This window comes from Isoptericola sp. 178, from assembly GCF_030586525.1.
GTDB lineage: Bacteria > Actinomycetota > Actinomycetes > Actinomycetales > Cellulomonadaceae > Isoptericola > Isoptericola sediminis.
The window spans coordinates 187,971-203,479 of sequence record NZ_JAUQYN010000002.1 but is presented as its reverse complement, the minus strand read 5'-3'; the positions used below and the strand labels follow the sequence as shown (position 1 = coordinate 203,479).

At 73.2% G+C, this 15,509-nt stretch carries 14 protein-coding genes and 1 tRNA gene; 5 read left to right on the top strand and 10 right to left on the bottom strand.

The window, feature by feature from the left end:
- Positions 1 to 107 precede the first annotated feature (107 nt).
- The 5 genes from pth to Q6349_RS05520 form a co-directional block, all read right to left on the bottom strand.
- Positions 108 to 710, bottom strand: a complete 603-nt coding sequence (pth, locus tag Q6349_RS05540) for an aminoacyl-tRNA hydrolase (RefSeq protein WP_304603235.1) — start codon at positions 708 to 710, stop codon at positions 108 to 110.
- Between the two features lie 174 nt (positions 711 to 884).
- On the bottom strand, positions 885 to 1,499 hold the full coding sequence (locus Q6349_RS05535; RefSeq protein WP_304603234.1) for a 50S ribosomal protein L25/general stress protein Ctc: 615 nt from the start codon (positions 1,497 to 1,499) through the stop codon (positions 885 to 887).
- Positions 1,500 to 1,844: 345 nt separating this feature from the next.
- Positions 1,845 to 2,828: a ribose-phosphate diphosphokinase gene (locus Q6349_RS05530; protein WP_171246998.1), complete on the bottom strand. Its 984-nt coding sequence runs from the start codon at positions 2,826 to 2,828 to the stop codon at positions 1,845 to 1,847.
- 35 nt (positions 2,829 to 2,863) lie between these two features.
- Complete coding sequence (gene glmU, locus Q6349_RS05525; RefSeq protein ID WP_370375608.1) at positions 2,864 to 4,456, bottom strand: bifunctional UDP-N-acetylglucosamine diphosphorylase/glucosamine-1-phosphate N-acetyltransferase GlmU; 1,593 nt, start codon at positions 4,454 to 4,456, stop codon at positions 2,864 to 2,866.
- A gap of 133 nt (positions 4,457 to 4,589) precedes the next feature.
- Positions 4,590 to 4,661: transfer RNA gene (locus tag Q6349_RS05520), tRNA-Gln, on the bottom strand.
- A gap of 299 nt (positions 4,662 to 4,960) precedes the next feature.
- Here Q6349_RS05520 and Q6349_RS05515 point away from each other — a divergent pair.
- Both Q6349_RS05515 and Q6349_RS05510 read left to right on the top strand, forming a co-directional pair.
- Positions 4,961 to 5,557: a TetR/AcrR family transcriptional regulator gene (locus Q6349_RS05515; protein ID WP_304603777.1), complete on the top strand. Its 597-nt coding sequence runs from the start codon at positions 4,961 to 4,963 to the stop codon at positions 5,555 to 5,557.
- A gap of 64 nt (positions 5,558 to 5,621) precedes the next feature.
- Positions 5,622 to 6,125, top strand: a complete 504-nt coding sequence (locus Q6349_RS05510) for a MarR family winged helix-turn-helix transcriptional regulator (protein WP_171246999.1) — start codon at positions 5,622 to 5,624, stop codon at positions 6,123 to 6,125.
- Between the two features lie 16 nt (positions 6,126 to 6,141).
- Here Q6349_RS05510 and Q6349_RS05505 read toward each other — a convergent pair whose 3' ends face one another.
- A complete protein-coding gene (locus tag Q6349_RS05505) occupies positions 6,142 to 7,038 on the bottom strand; it encodes a LysR family transcriptional regulator (protein ID WP_304603232.1) in 897 nt (298 codons plus the stop codon).
- Positions 7,039 to 7,134: 96 nt separating this feature from the next.
- On the opposite strand from Q6349_RS05505, the gene Q6349_RS05500 reads away from it, so the two are divergent.
- Positions 7,135 to 7,995: an aldo/keto reductase gene (locus Q6349_RS05500; protein WP_304603231.1), complete on the top strand. Its 861-nt coding sequence runs from the start codon at positions 7,135 to 7,137 to the stop codon at positions 7,993 to 7,995.
- Between the two features lie 20 nt (positions 7,996 to 8,015).
- Positions 8,016 to 8,948, top strand: a complete 933-nt coding sequence (locus Q6349_RS05495) for an aldo/keto reductase family oxidoreductase (RefSeq protein ID WP_171247002.1) — start codon at positions 8,016 to 8,018, stop codon at positions 8,946 to 8,948.
- A gap of 46 nt (positions 8,949 to 8,994) precedes the next feature.
- Here Q6349_RS05495 and Q6349_RS05490 read toward each other — a convergent pair whose 3' ends face one another.
- A complete protein-coding gene (locus Q6349_RS05490; RefSeq protein WP_304603230.1) occupies positions 8,995 to 10,851 on the bottom strand; it encodes an ABC-F family ATP-binding cassette domain-containing protein in 1,857 nt (618 codons plus the stop codon).
- 98 nt (positions 10,852 to 10,949) lie between these two features.
- On the opposite strand from Q6349_RS05490, the gene Q6349_RS05485 reads away from it, so the two are divergent.
- Positions 10,950 to 11,918 carry an acetylxylan esterase gene (locus Q6349_RS05485; protein WP_304603229.1) on the top strand — a complete coding sequence of 323 codons (969 nt, stop codon included), beginning with the start codon at positions 10,950 to 10,952 and terminating at the stop codon, positions 11,916 to 11,918.
- A 203-nt stretch (positions 11,919 to 12,121) separates the two neighbouring features.
- Here Q6349_RS05485 and Q6349_RS05480 read toward each other — a convergent pair whose 3' ends face one another.
- The 3 genes from Q6349_RS05480 to Q6349_RS05470 are packed head-to-tail and all read right to left on the bottom strand — an operon-like array spanning position 12,122 to position 15,316.
- Positions 12,122 to 13,051, bottom strand: coding sequence for a 4-(cytidine 5'-diphospho)-2-C-methyl-D-erythritol kinase (locus Q6349_RS05480; RefSeq protein WP_304603228.1), 930 nt, complete (start codon positions 13,049 to 13,051; stop codon positions 12,122 to 12,124).
- Positions 13,048 to 13,920 (bottom strand): 16S rRNA (adenine(1518)-N(6)/adenine(1519)-N(6))-dimethyltransferase RsmA, encoded by an 873-nt coding sequence (gene rsmA / locus Q6349_RS05475; RefSeq protein ID WP_304603227.1) that lies wholly within the window; start codon positions 13,918 to 13,920, stop codon positions 13,048 to 13,050. Before rsmA ends, Q6349_RS05480 begins: the two co-directional genes overlap by 4 nt.
- 43 nt (positions 13,921 to 13,963) lie before the next feature.
- On the bottom strand, positions 13,964 to 15,316 hold the full coding sequence (locus Q6349_RS05470; RefSeq protein WP_304603226.1) for a ubiquitin-like domain-containing protein: 1,353 nt from the start codon (positions 15,314 to 15,316) through the stop codon (positions 13,964 to 13,966).
- Positions 15,317 to 15,509: the final 193 nt, after the last annotated feature.

Sequence of the window (15,509 nt, the reverse complement as noted above, 5' to 3'; positions counted from 1 at the left end):
GTCCTTCGTGCGCACGGCGACGGGCCCACCTCGCCCCGGGGCGGGGCGTGCGGGCTGGCGTCCTCAGGATACGGCGGGTGGCGCGGGCCCGGCGGGGCCCCGCCCGGTCAGGCTCGGGCGTGGTACCGGCCCTGCGCCGCGAGCAGGCCCTCGGTGGCGACCATCTCGACGGCGTCGGCCGCGTCGACGAGCAGCATCGGCAGCTCCTTGCGCTCGGACCCGGAGAAGTCCTTGAGCACGTAGTCCGCGGTGTCCATCCGTCCCGGCGGGCGGCCGACGCCGACGCGCACCCGGGTGTAGTCGCGGGTCCCCAGCGCCTTGGAGATGTCCCGCAGGCCGTTGTGGCCGCCCTCGCCCCCGCCGGTCTTCAGCTTGAGGGAGTCGAAGGGGATGTCGACCTCGTCGTGCACGACCAGCACACGGTCGGCCCCGATGCCGTAGTAGGAGGCCAGCGCCGACGTCGGGCCGCCGGAGGTGTTCATGTAGGTCGTGGGCTTGGCCAGCACGACGCGGGGCCCGGGGGCGCCGCCGGGCAGGACCCCGAGCCGCGCCTCGGCGACGGCCGCCTGGGCGCGGGGGTGCTTGGCGAACCCGCTGCCGGTGCGCTCCGCCAGGACGTCGAGCACCATGTGGCCGACGTTGTGGCGGTTGCCGGCGTAGCGGGGCCCGGGGTTGCCGAGGCCCACGACGAGCCAGGGTCCGTCAGCCATGCTCGTCTCCCATCGGTCGGTCGGGTCGGGGCGCCTCGGTGCGGGTCAGCGCCGACTCTAGCCGGACGGCGAAGGGCCCGACGGCGGGACGTGTGGTCCGCCGTCGGGCCCTGGCGCGATGTCGCGGCGCGGTGCGGCGCCCGGCCGTGGCCGGACGGTCCGCTCAGGCCGGGATCACTCCGCGGAGGACTCGCCCTCGGTCGGCTCGGCCGACGCGGCGGACTCCTCCTCGGCCTCCTCGGCCGACTCCTCGCCGCGCGGCTCGGTGATCGTCACGACCGCGTGCTCCGGGTCGGTCAGCAGCGTGACGCCCTTCGGCATCTCGAGGTCGCCCGCGTGGATGTTGTCGCCGGACTCGCGACCCTCGATCGAGACGTGGATGTACTCCGGGATGCTCGTGGCGTCGGTCTCGACGGACACGGTCTGCGACTCGACGAAGTGGATCGTGCCGGGGGCGGACTCGCCGTCGACCTGGATCCAGACGTCCACGGCGATCTTCTCGCCCTTCTTCACCAGCAGCAGGTCGATGTGCTCGATGTTCCAGGTCACGGGGTGGCGCTGGATGTCCTTGACGACGGCGAGCTCGGTGCCGTTGTCGAAGGTGAGCTCGATGAGGGCGTTGGTGTGGCGCACGGCCAGCATCGTGGCGTGGCCCGGCAGCGTGACGTGGACCGGGTCCGTGCCGTGGCCGTACAGGACGGCGGGGATGTTGTTCGCACGGCGGATACGACGGGCAGCGCCCTTGCCGAACTCGGTGCGGACCTCGGAGGCGAGCTTGATCTCGGCCATGGGGATCACTCCTGGGAAGACTGTGCGTGCCGGCGGACGGAACAGGACCACCGGCTGCCCGCGACCGAAGCCGGTGCGGACGGGGCGGCTGCGTCGGCGTGGGGCACGTGACGGACACGACCGCGGGACGCCGCACGGGCGGGACGACGTCACCGCACCGGCAGCCGCCCAGTCGATCACGGAGGTCCGACGCAGTCCCTGCGTCGAGCAGCACGACCCGGTCGGATCCGCTGCCCGTCAGACGTCCCTCGCCGAGGCAACCGGTCTACTGTACCCGGTCCGCAGACGTCGAGGAAACCTCCGCGGGCGTGCACCGGCTCACGCCGGCGCACGCCCCGGCGGGGATCAGGGGTTGCCGTCGAAGAGCGACGTCACCGAGCCGTCGTCGAACACCTCGCGGATCGCGCGGGCGACCAGCGGCGCGATCGACAGCACGGTCAGCCCGTCGAAGCGCTTCTCGGGCGGGATCGGCAGCGTGTCGGTCACGACGACCTCGACGGCACCGGACTCGGACAGCCGCTGCGGGGCGGGGTCCGACAGCACGCCGTGGGTGGCGGCCACGATCACGGACTTCGCACCGGCCTCCATGCAGACCTTGGCCGCCTCGGAGATCGTGCCGCCGGTGTCGATGAGGTCGTCGACGAGCACGCAGTCGCGCCCCTCGACGTCACCGACGACCCGGTTCGCCACCGCCTGGTTGGGGCGGGTCACGTCACGCGTCTTGTGCACGAACGCCAGCGGGCCGCCGCCGAGCTTGGCGGCCCACTGCTCGGCCACGCGGATCCGGCCGGCGTCCGGGGACACGACCGTGACGTTCGAGGTGTCGACACGGGTGCGGACGTAGTCCGTCAGCACCGGCATCGCCCACAGGTGGTCGACCGGACCGTCGAAGAAGCCCTGGATCTGCGCGGTGTGCAGGTCCACGCTCATGATCCGGTCCGCACCGGCGGTGTGCAGCATGTCCGCGACCAGCCGCGCGGAGATCGGCTCGCGACCGCGGGACTTCTTGTCCTGCCGGGCGTAGGCGTAGAACGGGGCGACCACCGTGATCGTCCGGGCCGAGGCACGCTTGGCCGCGTCGACCATGAGCAGGTGCTCCATCAACCACTGGTTGACCGGTGCCGTGTGGCTCTGCAGCAGGAAGATGTCCGTGCCGCGGACCGACTCGCCGAACCGGACGTACGTCTCGCTGTTGGCGAAGTCGTACGCGGAGGTCGGCAGCAGGTTGATGCCCAGCTCGTCGGCGACGTCCTCGGCGAGGGCCGGATGTGCGCGACCGGCCGCGACGACGAGGGTCCGCTCTCCGGTACCCGGGATGGAGGTGTTCATCAGTAGGAGATTCCTTCGCTACGTGCGGCTCGGTCTCAGGCGGACTCGGAGGAGGCCGGGTCCCCGGCGTCGTCGGTGTGCGACACCTTCGGGATCGCTCCTGTCAGGGCATTGTGCTCGGCCAGCTCCAGCTTCGCCTGCGGGCCGAGGCCGCCACCGTCCTCGGCCGCCCCGTCCCGGGTGCGGGCGGCGGCCTCCGCGGCCGGCGTGCCGGCGCGACGGCGCTCCACCCACCCCTCGATGTTCTGCTGCTGGGCACGGCTGACGCCGAGCGCGCCCGCGGGGACGTCCCGGGTGACGACGCTGCCGGCGCCGGTGTACGCGCCGTCACCGATGGTCACGGGGGCGACGAACATGTTGTCCGCCCCGGTGCGCGCGTGCGAGCCGATGACCGTGCGGTGCTTGTGCACGCCGTCGTAGTTGACCGTCACGGAGGCCGCGCCGACGTTGCTCTCGTCGCCGATCGTGGCGTCCCCGATGTAGGACAGGTGCGGGATCTTCGAGCCGTCGCCGATCTGGCTGTTCTTCGTCTCGACGAAGGTGCCGATCTTGCCGCGCGCGCCGAGCACCGTGTTCGGCCGCAGGTAGGCGAACGGCCCGACCGAGGCGTCGGCGCCGATCACCGCGAGCGAACCGTGCGTGCGCACGACGCTGGCCCGCTCGCCGACCTCGACGTCGGTCAGCGTGGTGTCGGGGCCGACCGTGGCACCCTCGGCGACCGTGGTCGCCCCGTGCAGCTGGGTGCCCGGGAGGAGGGTGACGTCGCGGGCGAGCTCGACGTCGACGTCCACCCAGGTGCTGGCGGGGTCGACGACGGTCACGCCCTCGCGCATCCAGCGCTCCAGGGTGCGGCGGTTCAGCTCGGCACCGAGCGTGGCCAGCGCCAGCCGGTCGTTGACGCCCTCGACGAGCATCGGGTCGTCGGACAGCAGCGCGCGCACGGCGCCGCCGGCCTCGCGGGCGGAGGCGATGACGTCGGTGAGGTAGACCTCGCCCTGGGCGTTGTCGTCGCCGAGACCGCCCAGGCCGCGTCGCAGCACGGCGGCGTCGAAGACGTAGACCGAGGAGTTGATCTCCCGGATCTCGCGCTGCTCGGGCGTGGCGTCGGCGTGCTCGACGATCGCGGTGACGTCGCCGGTGCCGGCCTCGCGCACGATCCGCCCGTAGCCGGTGGCGTCCTCCAGCTCGGTCGTCAGGACCGTCACGGCGTTGCCGTCGGCGTGGTGGGCGGCGAGGAGCTCGGCGAGCGTGGCGCCGTCGAGCAGCGGGATGTCGCCGGCGAGCACGACGACGGCACCTTCGAGGCCGTCGCCGAGCGGGTGCTCGCCGTCGGCGTCGTGGACCTCGTCGGCGCTGTGCACCAGGTCGGCCGCGCGGACGGCGTGCGCCCGGGCGTCGAGGGCGTCCAGTGCGCACTGCACGGCGCGCCCGGTGCCGGGGATCTCGTCCTGGTCGACGACGAGCGCCGACGCGTCGATCTCCCGCGCCGCGGCCGCGACCTGCTCGCGCTCGTGGCGCACGACGACGGCGACGTGCTCCGGCGTCAGCTCCCGTGCCGCGGTCATCGCGTGCCCGAGCATCGTGCGGCCGCCGATGCCGTGCAGCACCTTGGGGGTCGCGGACTTCATCCGGGTGCCCTGCCCGGCTGCCAGGACCACGACGGCGGCGGGTCGTGCCGTCGTCGGGTCGGTCGGGTGCTGCTCGCCCTGGGGGACCGTGGGAACCACCACTGCTCCGTCTCTGTCGGGGGTCTGGCGCGAGCTCCGCCCCCAGGATTCGAACCTGGACCAAGGGCACCAAAAACCCTTGTGCTGCCGATTACACCAAGGCGGATCGTGCGCGACGTCGTACCGGACCACGCCCGGCTCCGCCGTCGGGCCGGCGACCTCCGGGGCCCCGGGCGCCGCACATCCAGGCCTCAGTCTGCCAGGTCGCCGCGGGTGGCTCGCACACATCCCGCCCGGGCGCACCGGCCGGCACCGTGGGGCGCGCCACACCGGGGCTCGCGCGGCGCCACGCCGACCGGGGGGCACCGCCGGGACGGACCGCGCACCCCGCCGGGCCGCGCACCAGGCAGAATGGAGGTCATGGCTGCTGCACCCCGGGAGACGAAACGCCCGCCGCGTGCGCGCATGACCGCGAGCCAGCGCCGCGAGCAGCTGGTGGCCGTGAGCCGCGGACTGTTCGCGGCGAAGGGGTTCGACGGCACGAGCGTCGAGGAGATCGCCAGCACGGCGGAGGTCTCCAAACCCGTGGTGTACGAGCACTTCGGCGGCAAGGAGGGCATCTACGCCGTCATCGTCGACCGCGAGGTGCAGGCCCTGACGGGCGCCCTGACGGGGGCGCTGGCCGAGGGCGGCCACCCCAAGGTGCTGCTCGAGCGGACGGCGCTGGCGCTGCTCGACTACATCGAGTCCTCCGAGGACGGGTTCCGCATCCTGGTGCGCGACTCCCCCGTCGCCCAGGCGACCGGGACCTTCTCGTCCCTGATCGGGGACGTGGCCACGCAGGTCGAGCACATCCTGGCCGAGGAGTTCCGCAGCAACGGGCTGGACCCCAAGGTCGCCCCGCTGTACGCACAGATGCTGGTGGGCATGGTGGCGCTGACCGGTCAGTACTGGCTCGACGCCCGGCGGCCGAAGAAGGCCGACGTCGCCGCGCACCTCGTCAACCTGGCCTGGAACGGGCTGTCCGGCATGGAGCGCAAGCCGGGGCTCATCGAGCGCTGACCCCGCCGTCGACAGGCCGATATCAAGATTCTTGATATCGAGAGACCCGCGCTAGGCTCGGAGGATGGAGAGCACGCACCCCGGCGACGAGGTCGACCGCATCGTCACCGCCTGGCAGCGCGAACGCCCCGACCTCGACGTCGAGCCGCTGACCGTCTTCTCCCGGATCAGCCGGCTCGCGCGGCACCTCGACCGTGCCCGTCGCGGAGCCTTCGCCCGGCACGACCTCGAGACGTGGGAGTTCGACGTCCTGTCCGCCCTGCGGCGCGCCGGCGAGCCGTACCGCCTCTCCCCCGGACGCCTCGTCGCCCAGACCCTGGTCACCAGCGGCACCATGACCAACCGCATCGACCGGCTCGCCGAGCGCGGCCTCGTCGAGCGCCACCGCTCCCCCGAGGACCGGCGCGGCGTGCTGGTCCGGCTCACCGGCGCCGGGCGCTCACGTGTCGACGCGGCGATGAGCGACCTGCTGGACGTCGAGGCCCAGGTCCTCGACGCCTTGCCCGCCGAGGAACGCCCCCGCCTCGCCGCGCTGCTGCGCACCCTCGGCGCCCAGTTCGACGGGTAGCCGCCCCGGCGACGGCTCACGCCGGCTGCGCGACCGCCAGGTTCGCCTCTCCGAGCAGCTCGAGCAGACGGACCGCCGTCGGCGCGGCCGAGGCCCCCGAGACGGCCGAGACCACCCACTCCGGGGCGCCGCCGGCGGGCAGCTCCAGGATCGCGAGACCGGCGGCCTGCGGCTTGGCGGCGACGTGCTGGGGCACGACGGCGACCCCGAGCCCGCGCTGGACGAAGTCCAGCAGCGTGTGGACGTCGTCGACGCTCATCCGCACCCTCCGCTCGAGGTGCCGGTCGGCGAAGGCGTCGTCGACGAGCCGTCGGATCGCCCACGGCTCGCGGAAGTCGACGAAGTCCCGGGCGGCCAGGTCCTCCCACGAGACCTGCGGCGACCGGGCGAGGTCGTCGGTCGGGTGGGCGAGCGCGACGACGGGTCGGCGGCCGAGCTCCAGACGCCGCAGGGAGCCGAGGTGCTCGGTGGTCGCCAGGAACGCGACGTCGAGGTCGCCCGCCCGCACCTGGGTGGCGAGCTCCGCGGACCCGGCCTGGGTGAACTGCACGTCCACCAGCGGGTACCGCAGCCGGAACCGTTCGAGCAGCGGCCCGACGTCGATGACGCCGAGGCACTGCTCGGACCCGAGCCGCAGCCGTCCCGAGAGCTGCTGGCTGGCGCGCGCCACGGCGTCCCGCCCGGCGGAGGCCTGGGCGAGCATGCGCCGCGCGAACGGCAGCAGGGCCCGCCCGGCGTCGGTGAGGGCGACCTGGCGGGTGGTCCGGGAGAACAGCGACGCACCCAGCTCCTTCTCGAGGTTCCGGATCGCCGCGGACAGCCCGGACTGGGTCACCCCGCACAGCGCCGCGGCACGGGTGAAGTGCCCCTCCTCGGCCACCGCGACCAGGTACTCCATCTGCCGCAGCTCCATTGATCACTCCCAGTTCTGAACGGTATGAGTTCAAGTCGTTGGACTCATCATCGCTCACTTCTTATCGTCGACAGCACAGTCGAGACAAGGAGAACCGTGGAATCACGCACCATCGGAGACCGCTCCGTCAGCGCGATCGGGCTCGGCGGCATGCCCCTGTCCATCGAGGGACGCCCCGACCGGGAGCGCTCGATCGCCACCGTCCATGCGGCGCTCGACGCCGGTGTCACGCTGATCGACACCGCTGACGCCTACCACCGCGACGCCGGGGAGGTCGGGCACAACGAGGAGCTGATCGCCGAGGCCCTGCGCTCCTGGGGCGGCGACACCTCCTCGGTGCTCGTCGCCACCAAGGGCGGGCATCTGCGCCCCGGCGACGGCTCCTGGACCCAGGACGGCCGCCCCGAGCACCTCAAGGCGGCGGCCAAGGCCTCCGCGCAGCGGCTCGGCGTCGAGGCGATCGGCCTGTACCAGTTCCACCGACCCGACCCGTCGGTGCCCTACGCCGAGTCGGTCGGCGCCCTGGTCGAGCTGCTCGACGAGGGCGTGATCCAGCAGGCCGGCATCTCCAACGCGAACGTCGCGCAGATCGACGAGGCGAACGCGGTGCTCGGCGGACGGCTCGCGTCCGTGCAGAACCAGTTCTCCCCCGCGTTCCGCTCCAGCCTGGGCGAGCTGCAGCACTGCGCCGAGCTCGGCGTGGCCTTCCTGCCCTGGTCGCCGCTCGGCGGCATCGCCCGGGCCGCGGAGGTCGGCACGGCGCACGCGGCGTTCGGCCGCGTGGCCGCGCGCCACGGCGTCAGCCCGCAGCAGGTCACGCTCGCCTGGGAGCTGTCCCTCGCCCCGGTCGTGGTGCCGATCCCCGGCGCCTCGCGACCCACCAGCATCCAGGACTCGGCCGGCGCCGTCGGCCTCGAGCTCACCACCGACGAGCTCGCCGAGCTCTCCGACCACTGAACCACCCGGAGGATCCACCCATGAAGACCGTCCCCCTCGGCACCAGCGGCCGCCAGGTCCCCAACGTCGTCCTCGGCCTCATGCGCATCCAGCAGATGGACGACGACGCCGTCCGCGAGCTCGTGCGCACCGCCCGCGACGCCGGCATCGACTTCGTCGACCACGCCGACATCTACGGCGACCCCCTGCACGGCTGCGAGCGCCGGTTCGCCGAGGCCATGCAGCTCACGCCCTCGCAGCGCGAGGAGCTGACCATCCAGTCCAAGGCGGGCATCGTCCGCGAGGGCCCGTACTTCGACTTCTCCTACGACCACCTGGTCACCTCGGTCGAGGAGTCGCTGAAGGCCCTCGACACCGACTACCTGGACGTGCTGCTGCTGCACCGTCCCGACGCGCTGGTGGAGCCGGACGAGGTCGCCCGCGCCTTCGACCACCTGGAGTCGACCGGCAAGGTCCGCTCCTTCGGCGTCTCCAACCACACGCCCGGGCAGATCGAGCTGCTGAAGAAGTCCGTCCGTCAGCCGCTGGTGGCGAACCAGGTGCAGCTCTCGATCACCCACTCGCCGGTCGTGGCCCAGGGCGTGGCCGCCAACATGGCCGGCCTGGAGCAGTCGATCAGCCTCGACAACGGGCTGCTGGACTACTGCCGCCTGCACGACATCACCGTGCAGGCCTGGTCGCCGTTCCAGGCGGGGTTCTTCAACGGCGTGTTCCTCGGGTCGGAGGACTACCCGGAGCTCAACGCCGTCATCGACCGGCTCGCCGCGAAGTACGACGTGCCGGCCATCGCGATCGCCACGGCCTGGATCACCCGCCACCCGGCCGGGATGCAGGTCGTGCTGGGCACGACGACGCCGGAGCGCGTCGCCGGTGCCGCGCAGGGCTCGGACATCCCGCTGACCCGCGCCGAGTGGTACGAGATGTTCCGCGCCGCGGGCTACCGCGTGCCGTGACCTGTCGTGAGGGGCGGTCCTCCCGGGGCCGCCCCTCGCCTACGGGTCACTCGACGAGCTCGGCGGCCTCCAGCCACTCCATCTCGAGCTCGTCCTTCTCGGCCTGCAGCGCGCGCAGCCGCGCGTCGAGCCGCGCCGTCGCCTCGAAGTCGGTCGGGTCGGCCGCCATCTGCTCGTGCAGGCGCGTCTCCTCGTCGGCGAGCCGGGCGAGCTGCTTCTCCAGGCGCTGCACCGTCTTCTTCGCCTGACGCTGCTCGGCCGCCGAGGCCCCCGGGGCCTTCCGGTCGTCCGACGACGCGGCCGGGCCCGAAGCATCGGGTGCCGTGGCGGCGGACGCGGCCCCGGTGGCCGGCGCCCGGCCGGACGTCGCCGCACGCCGCAGCTCCAGGTACTGCTCGACGCCGCCCGGCAGGTCCCGCAGGGCCCCGTCGCCGAGCAGCGCCCACTGCCGGTCGCACACGCGCTCCAGCAGATAGCGGTCGTGGGAGACCACGATCAGCGTGCCGGGCCAGCCGTCGAGCAGGTCCTCGACCGCGGCCAGGGTGTCGGTGTCGAGGTCGTTGGTGGGCTCGTCCAGCAGCAGGACGTTCGGCTCGGAGACGAGCAGGCGCAGCAGCTGCAGCCGACGCCGCTCCCCGCCGGACAGGTCGCGCACGATGGTGTGCGCCCGCTCGCGGGTGAAGCCGAGCCGCTCGGTCAGCTGGCCCGCGGTGAGCTCCTTGCCGTCCACGACGACGGTCCGCTTCTCCCGGTCCACGACCTGCACGGCGGTCAGGTGCGCGACGTCGTCCAGCTCGGTGACGTCCTGGGTGAGCTCGGCGACCTCGACGGTCTTGCCCCGTCGCACGCGCCCCTCCTCCGGGGTGCGGCGGCCGGCCAGCAGCGCGAGCAGGGTCGTCTTGCCCGCACCGTTGACGCCGACGACGCCGTACCGGTCGCCGGGCCCGAGGCGCCACGTGACGTCGTCGAGCAGGGTGCGCTCCCCGCCGTCGGGCAGGGGGACGCGCACCGTGACGTCCTCGAGGTCCAGGACATCCTTGCCGAGCCGCTTGGTCGCCATCTGCGTCAGCTCGAGCCGGTCGCGCGGCGGCGGCTCGTCGGCGATGAGCGTCTGGGCGGCCTCGACGCGGAACTTCGGCTTCGAGGTGCGCGCCGGGGCGCCCCGCTTGAGCCAGGCGAGCTCCTTGCGCAGCAGGTTGTTGCGCTTCTCGGCGGCCGCGGCGGCCTGACGGGACCGCTCGGCCCGGGCCAGGATGTAGGCGGCGTACCCGCCCTCGTAGCCGTCGACGGCGCCGGAGCCGTCGCCCCGGACCTCCCACATGCGCGAGCAGACGGCGTCGAGGAACCAGCGGTCGTGGGTGACGACCACCAGCGCACCGGTCGCACCGGGGCGGCCGTAGCGGTTCCTCAGGTGCTCGGCGAGCCAGGCCACGCCCTCGACGTCCAGGTGGTTGGTGGGCTCGTCGAGCAGCAGCACGTCCGGGTCCTCGACGAGCAGGTGGGCGAGCGCCACGCGGCGGCGCTGGCCGCCCGAGAGGGTCGTGGCCGGCTTGTCGAGGTCGAGGTCCGCCAGCAGCCCGGCGTGCACGGCTCGGACCCGCGGGTCCGAGGCCCACTCGTGGGTCTCGTCGTCGCCGTGCACGAGGTCGAGCACCGTGGCGCCCTCGGGGACGTCGTCGCGCTGGTCGAGCATCCCGAGCCGGGAGCCGCCCACGCGGGTGATGCGGCCGGCGTCGGGCACGGCGGTCCCGGCGAGCATCCGCAGCAGGGTGGACTTGCCGGCGCCGTTGGGGCCGACGACGCCGATCCGGTCGCCGTCGTCGAGCCCGAGGGAGACGTCGTCGAGCAGGGTGCGGGTGCCGATGGTCAGCGAGATGCTGTCCGCGCCGAGGAGATGTGCCACCGCAACAGGGTAGTCGCCACGGCTGCACCCCCGGTCCGGACGACGGTGCCGGGACCGCTAGCCTCGGACCGTCGCCGACACCGCGTGAGGAGAGCCCGATGGCCCAGTTCGACCTGTCCCCGGCCGAGCTCGAGGAGTACCGCCCGACGATCCCAGAGCCGGAGGACTTCGACACGTTCTGGACCGGTACCGTCGCCGAGGCCCGCGGTCACGGCGGCGACGTGCGGGTGGAGCGGGTCGACGCCGGACTGACGGAGATCACGGTGGACGACGTGACGTTCCCCGGGTTCGGCGGGCACCCGATCAAGGCGTGGCTGGTCCGGCCGGCACGGGTCGACGGGCCGCTGCCGGCGGTCGTGGAGTACATCGGGTACGGCGGCGGACGTGGTCTGCCCCACGAGCACCTCGGCTACGCGGCTGCCGGGTTCGCCCACCTCGTGGTGGACACCCGGGGTCAGGGGTCCGGCTGGGGGTCCGGCGGGGACACCCCGGACCCGGTCGGGCACGGCCCCGCCTCTCCCGGGTTCCTGACGCGCGGCATCCTCGATCCCGCGGAGCACTACTACCGCCGCGTGTACACCGACGGGGTGCGTGCCGTGGACGCCGTGCGGCAGATCGACGGGATCGACCCGGCACGGGTCGCCGTCGCCGGGACCTCCCAGGGTGGCGGCATCGCGATCGCCGTGGCCGGCATGCTGCCCGACGTCGCCGCCGCGGCACCGAACGTGCCGTTCCTGAGCCACTTCCGCCGCGCCGTGGAGATCACGGACGCCGACCCGTACGCGGAGATCACGCGGTACCTGTCGGTCCACCGCGAGCACGCGGACGCCGTGTGGCGCACGCTCTCCTATCTCGACGGCGTCGCGTTCGCCCGCCGCGCACGGGCCGCCGGGCTGTTCTCCGTCGCACTGATGGACACGATCTGCCCGCCGTCGACGGTGTACGCGGCGTTCAACGCGTGGGGCGGCACCGACCGGGAGATCGACGTGTACCCCTACAACGGGCACGAGGGCGGTCAGCACTACCGGTTCGCGCCGACGCTCGCGTTCCTGCGCAAGCATGTCTGAGTCGGGACCCTCGTCATGAGCACTCGAGGCCACGGACCTCGAGCCCTGCCCTGCCGTCCTGACCGGGCAGATTCCGCCCTGACTCGCCGGGGTCCGCCCTGACTCGCCGGGGTCGGCCCTGACCCGCGGGCGGTCGGCCCTCCGTCGCGGGGTTCGGCCCTGACCGGGCAGATCCCGCCCTGACCCGCGGGCTCCGCGGCCCGTCAGAGGACGCGGGCCCCCGCGGCGGGCGCCGTCGTGCACCACACCGAGTCCGCGGCGTCCTCGGCGGTCCACGTCGCCGCGATCGCCAGCGCGTGCTGGCGCGACCGCGCCAGCGCGGCGACCGTCGGCCCGGACCCCGACACCATCGCCCCGAGCGCCCCGCCGTTCCGGGCGATCTCGAGCGTCCGCTCCAGCTCGGGCCGCAGGTCCAGCGCGGCGGGCTCGAGGTCGTTGTGCAACGCCGCCCCGAGAGCCGACGGGTCGCCCGCGCGCAGCGCCTGCATGAGGGCGTTGTCGTCGACGACGTCCACCGGCGGGGCGGTCGGGCCGCACAGCTCGTCGAACCGTCGGTACACCGCCGGTGTCGACAGACCCTCGTCGCGGGTCGCGAACGCCCAGTGGAACTCCCCGCGGGACATCGCCGGCGTCAGCAGGTGGCCGCGGCCGGTCCCGACGGCGGTGTGGCCCAGCAGGGCGAACGGCACGTCGGACCCGAGGACCGCGGCCAGCGTGGAGAGCTCACCACGGGACAGCCCGGTGCCCCACAGCGCGTCGCAGGCGACCAGCGTGGCCGCGGCGTCGGCGGACCCGCCCGCCATCCCGCCGGCGACGGGGACACCCTTGGCCAGGTGCAGCGCGACGTCCGGGGAGATGCCGACGTGCTCGGCGAGCAGCTCGGCCGCCCGCCAGGCGAGGTTGGTGGCGTCCAGCGGGACCCGGTCGGCCTGCGGTCCCTCGACGGTCACGGAGATCCCCGCGCCGTCGGCGACCTCGGTGGCCGTCACCTCCTCGACCAGGGCCACGGCCTGGAACACGGTCACCAGCGGGTGGTAGCCGTCCTCCTCGACCGGACCGACACGCAGCGAGAGGTTGACCTTGCCCGGCGCGCGGACGCGGACGGACGGCGACGGGGCGGCAGCAAGTGTCACTCGTCCACCGTGCCAGCCGTGACGGGAAGGTGCTCGGCGATCCGCGCGAAATCCGTGATCGACAGTCGCTCGCCGCGCAGCCGCGGGTCGACGCCCGCGGCGCGCAGCGCCTCCTCGGCCGCGGCGCCGGAGCCGAACAGCCCCGACAGCGCGGCGCGCAGGGTCTTGCGCCGCTGGGCGAACGCCGCGTCCACGACGGTGAACACCTGCCGTCGCGTGGCCGTGGTCTCCGGCGGGTCGTGGCGTTCGATCGCCACCAGCGCGGAGTCGACGTTGGGCTCCGGCCAGAACACGTGCCGGGAGATGTTGAGCGACCGACGGGCGGCGCCGTACCAGGCGGCCTTCGCCGACGGCACGCCGTACGTCCGGGAGCCGGGCGGCGCGGCCAGACGGTCGGCGACCTCGGCCTGCACCATCACCAGCACCGAACGGAGCGAGTCGAAGCGTTCGAGGAACGTCAGCAGCACCGGCACGGCGACGTTGTACGGCAGGTTCGCCACGAGGGCGGTCGGCGGCTCGCCCGGCAGCGTGGTGACGTCGAGCGCGTCGGCGGTCACGACCTCGAAGTCCGCGTCGGGGGCGTGGCGCTGCACCGTGTCGGTGATCTGGCCGGCGAGCACCGGGTCGATCTCGACGGCCACGACCGAGGCGCCGGCCTCGAGGAGCCCCAGGGTCAGGGATCCGAGCCCCGGACCGACCTCGACGACGCGGTCACCGGGTCGCACGTCGGCGGCACGGACGATCTTGCGCACCGTGCCGCCGTCGTGGACGAAGTTCTGCCCCAGCGTCTTGGTCGGCCGGACGCCGAGGCGCCCTGCCAGCTCGCGGATCTCCGCAGGGCCGAGCAGGGCGCCAGGGGTGTTGGTCATGGGCGGCAGTATCGCCCGACCAGGGGTGTCGGTACCAGTCGGCTCAGTACCAGTTGTTCGCCTGCGAGTGGCTCCAGGCGCCGCACGGCGTGCCGTAGCGGCCGGCGATGTAGTCCAGGCCCCAGGCGATCTGGGTGGCCGGGTTGGTCTGCCAGTCGCCGCCGTGCGAGGACATCTTGCCGCCGGGCAGCGCCTGCGGGATGCCGTAGGCACCCGAGGACGGGTTGGACGCGGTGTGCGACCAGTTGGACTCCTTGGTCCACAGCGACTCCAGGCAGGTCCACTGCGAGCCGGTCCAGCCGCGCTCGGCGGCCATCTGCTGACCGATCGACCGGTTCGACCCGGAGTAGGACGATCCCGAGCTCGACGAACCCGAGCTCGAGGAACCCGAGCTCGACGAGCTGGAGCTCGACGACGTCGCGGGCTCCGGCGCGGGCTCGGGCTCCGGCTCCGGACGCTCCTTGGTGCCCTGGACCAGCACGCGGGTCTTCGGCTTCTTGGTGACCTCGGAGCTGATCTTCTCGCTCGAGACCTTCTCGCCGTCGATCGTGGTGACCTCGCGGACGATGGTGCGCACCCCGTCGCGGCCCTTCTTCTTGACCTTGCGGTCGAGGTCCTCGTACCGGCCGTCGTCCTGGACGACCTTGACGTCCCGCTCGATCTTCTTGGTCTTCTCGACCCGCTCGACCTCGAGGCGCTCGACGACGGCGGCCACGTCGGGCATCTCGACGCCCTCGGGCAGCTTCTTGGCATTGACGCCGGCGGTCGCGGCGTCGGTGACGGTGACGATGTCGTCGGAGTCGATCTCGACGTCGGCGGCGCCGAGCACGGCGTCCAGCTCGTCGGAACCGTCCACGACCTCGATCTCGTCGTCGGCCACGACGGCGACGTCCTCGCCGGCGTGCACGTCCAGCGGCAGCGCCGCACGGTCAGCGGAGCGCGAGGCGACGAGGCGGACCTCGCTGCCACGCTGGCTCAGCAGGTTCAGGGCCTCGTTGGCGTCGGCGGCGTTGATCCAGGTGGACGACTCCTTGCCGTCGACCTCGACGTCCACCTGCTTGCCGGTGCGCACGACGATGTCGCTCCCGTCGCGCAGCGCCGCGGCGGTGGACGGCGCCACGACGTCGCGCTCGCCGAGGTCGACACCCTGCTCGTCGAGCAGTCCGTCGACGTCGCCGGCGAAGGTGCCGACCGAACGGGTCTCCCCGTCGACGTCCAGCGTCACGGTCTTGTGGGCCTGCGAGACGCCCACGGCGGAACCGACACCGAGGGCGAGGGCGCCGACGGTGAACGAGGCGATGAGGGTGCGCCGACGACGGACGCGGTGCGTCCGGGTCACGGCTCGGGTCTCAGCCGTGGTCGGCTGCGGCTCGATGTTCTCGGGCACGGAGGTCATACAGCTCCAAGGTGAGTGCGTGGGGCCGGCCCCCTGCGGGCCGTGCATGTCGACAGCTCTGGACGGTCGGTCCTGACGGCGTGGACTCGCCCGGTCGGAACGACGCGGCGGCCACCGTAACCATTCCGTGATCCGTGGCAAGAGGACGTAGGTCACATCGGGGCAGCGGGCACACGGCTTTCACACGCCCCGC

Excerpts from the sequence above, each read along its gene's own strand:
- Q6349_RS05470 (WP_304603226.1), bottom strand. The coding sequence starts at position 15,316 with ATGACCTCCGTGCCCGAGAACATCGAGCCGCAGCCGACCACGGCTGAG.
- rsmA (WP_304603227.1), bottom strand. The coding sequence starts at position 13,920 with ATGACCAACACCCCTGGCGCCCTGCTCGGCCCTGCGGAGATCCGCGAG.
- Q6349_RS05485 (WP_304603229.1), top strand. The coding sequence starts at position 10,950 with ATGGCCCAGTTCGACCTGTCCCCGGCCGAGCTCGAGGAGTACCGCCCG.
- Q6349_RS05495 (WP_171247002.1), top strand. The coding sequence starts at position 8,016 with ATGAAGACCGTCCCCCTCGGCACCAGCGGCCGCCAGGTCCCCAACGTC.
- Q6349_RS05535 (WP_304603234.1), bottom strand. The coding sequence starts at position 1,499 with ATGGCCGAGATCAAGCTCGCCTCCGAGGTCCGCACCGAGTTCGGCAAG.
- Q6349_RS05510 (WP_171246999.1), top strand. The coding sequence starts at position 5,622 with ATGGAGAGCACGCACCCCGGCGACGAGGTCGACCGCATCGTCACCGCC.
- glmU (WP_370375608.1), bottom strand. The coding sequence starts at position 4,456 with ATGAAGTCCGCGACCCCCAAGGTGCTGCACGGCATCGGCGGCCGCACG.
- Q6349_RS05515 (WP_304603777.1), top strand. The coding sequence starts at position 4,961 with ATGACCGCGAGCCAGCGCCGCGAGCAGCTGGTGGCCGTGAGCCGCGGA.
- Q6349_RS05505 (WP_304603232.1), bottom strand. The coding sequence starts at position 7,038 with ATGGAGCTGCGGCAGATGGAGTACCTGGTCGCGGTGGCCGAGGAGGGG.
- Q6349_RS05530 (WP_171246998.1), bottom strand. The coding sequence starts at position 2,828 with ATGAACACCTCCATCCCGGGTACCGGAGAGCGGACCCTCGTCGTCGCG.
- pth (WP_304603235.1), bottom strand. The coding sequence starts at position 710 with ATGGCTGACGGACCCTGGCTCGTCGTGGGCCTCGGCAACCCCGGGCCC.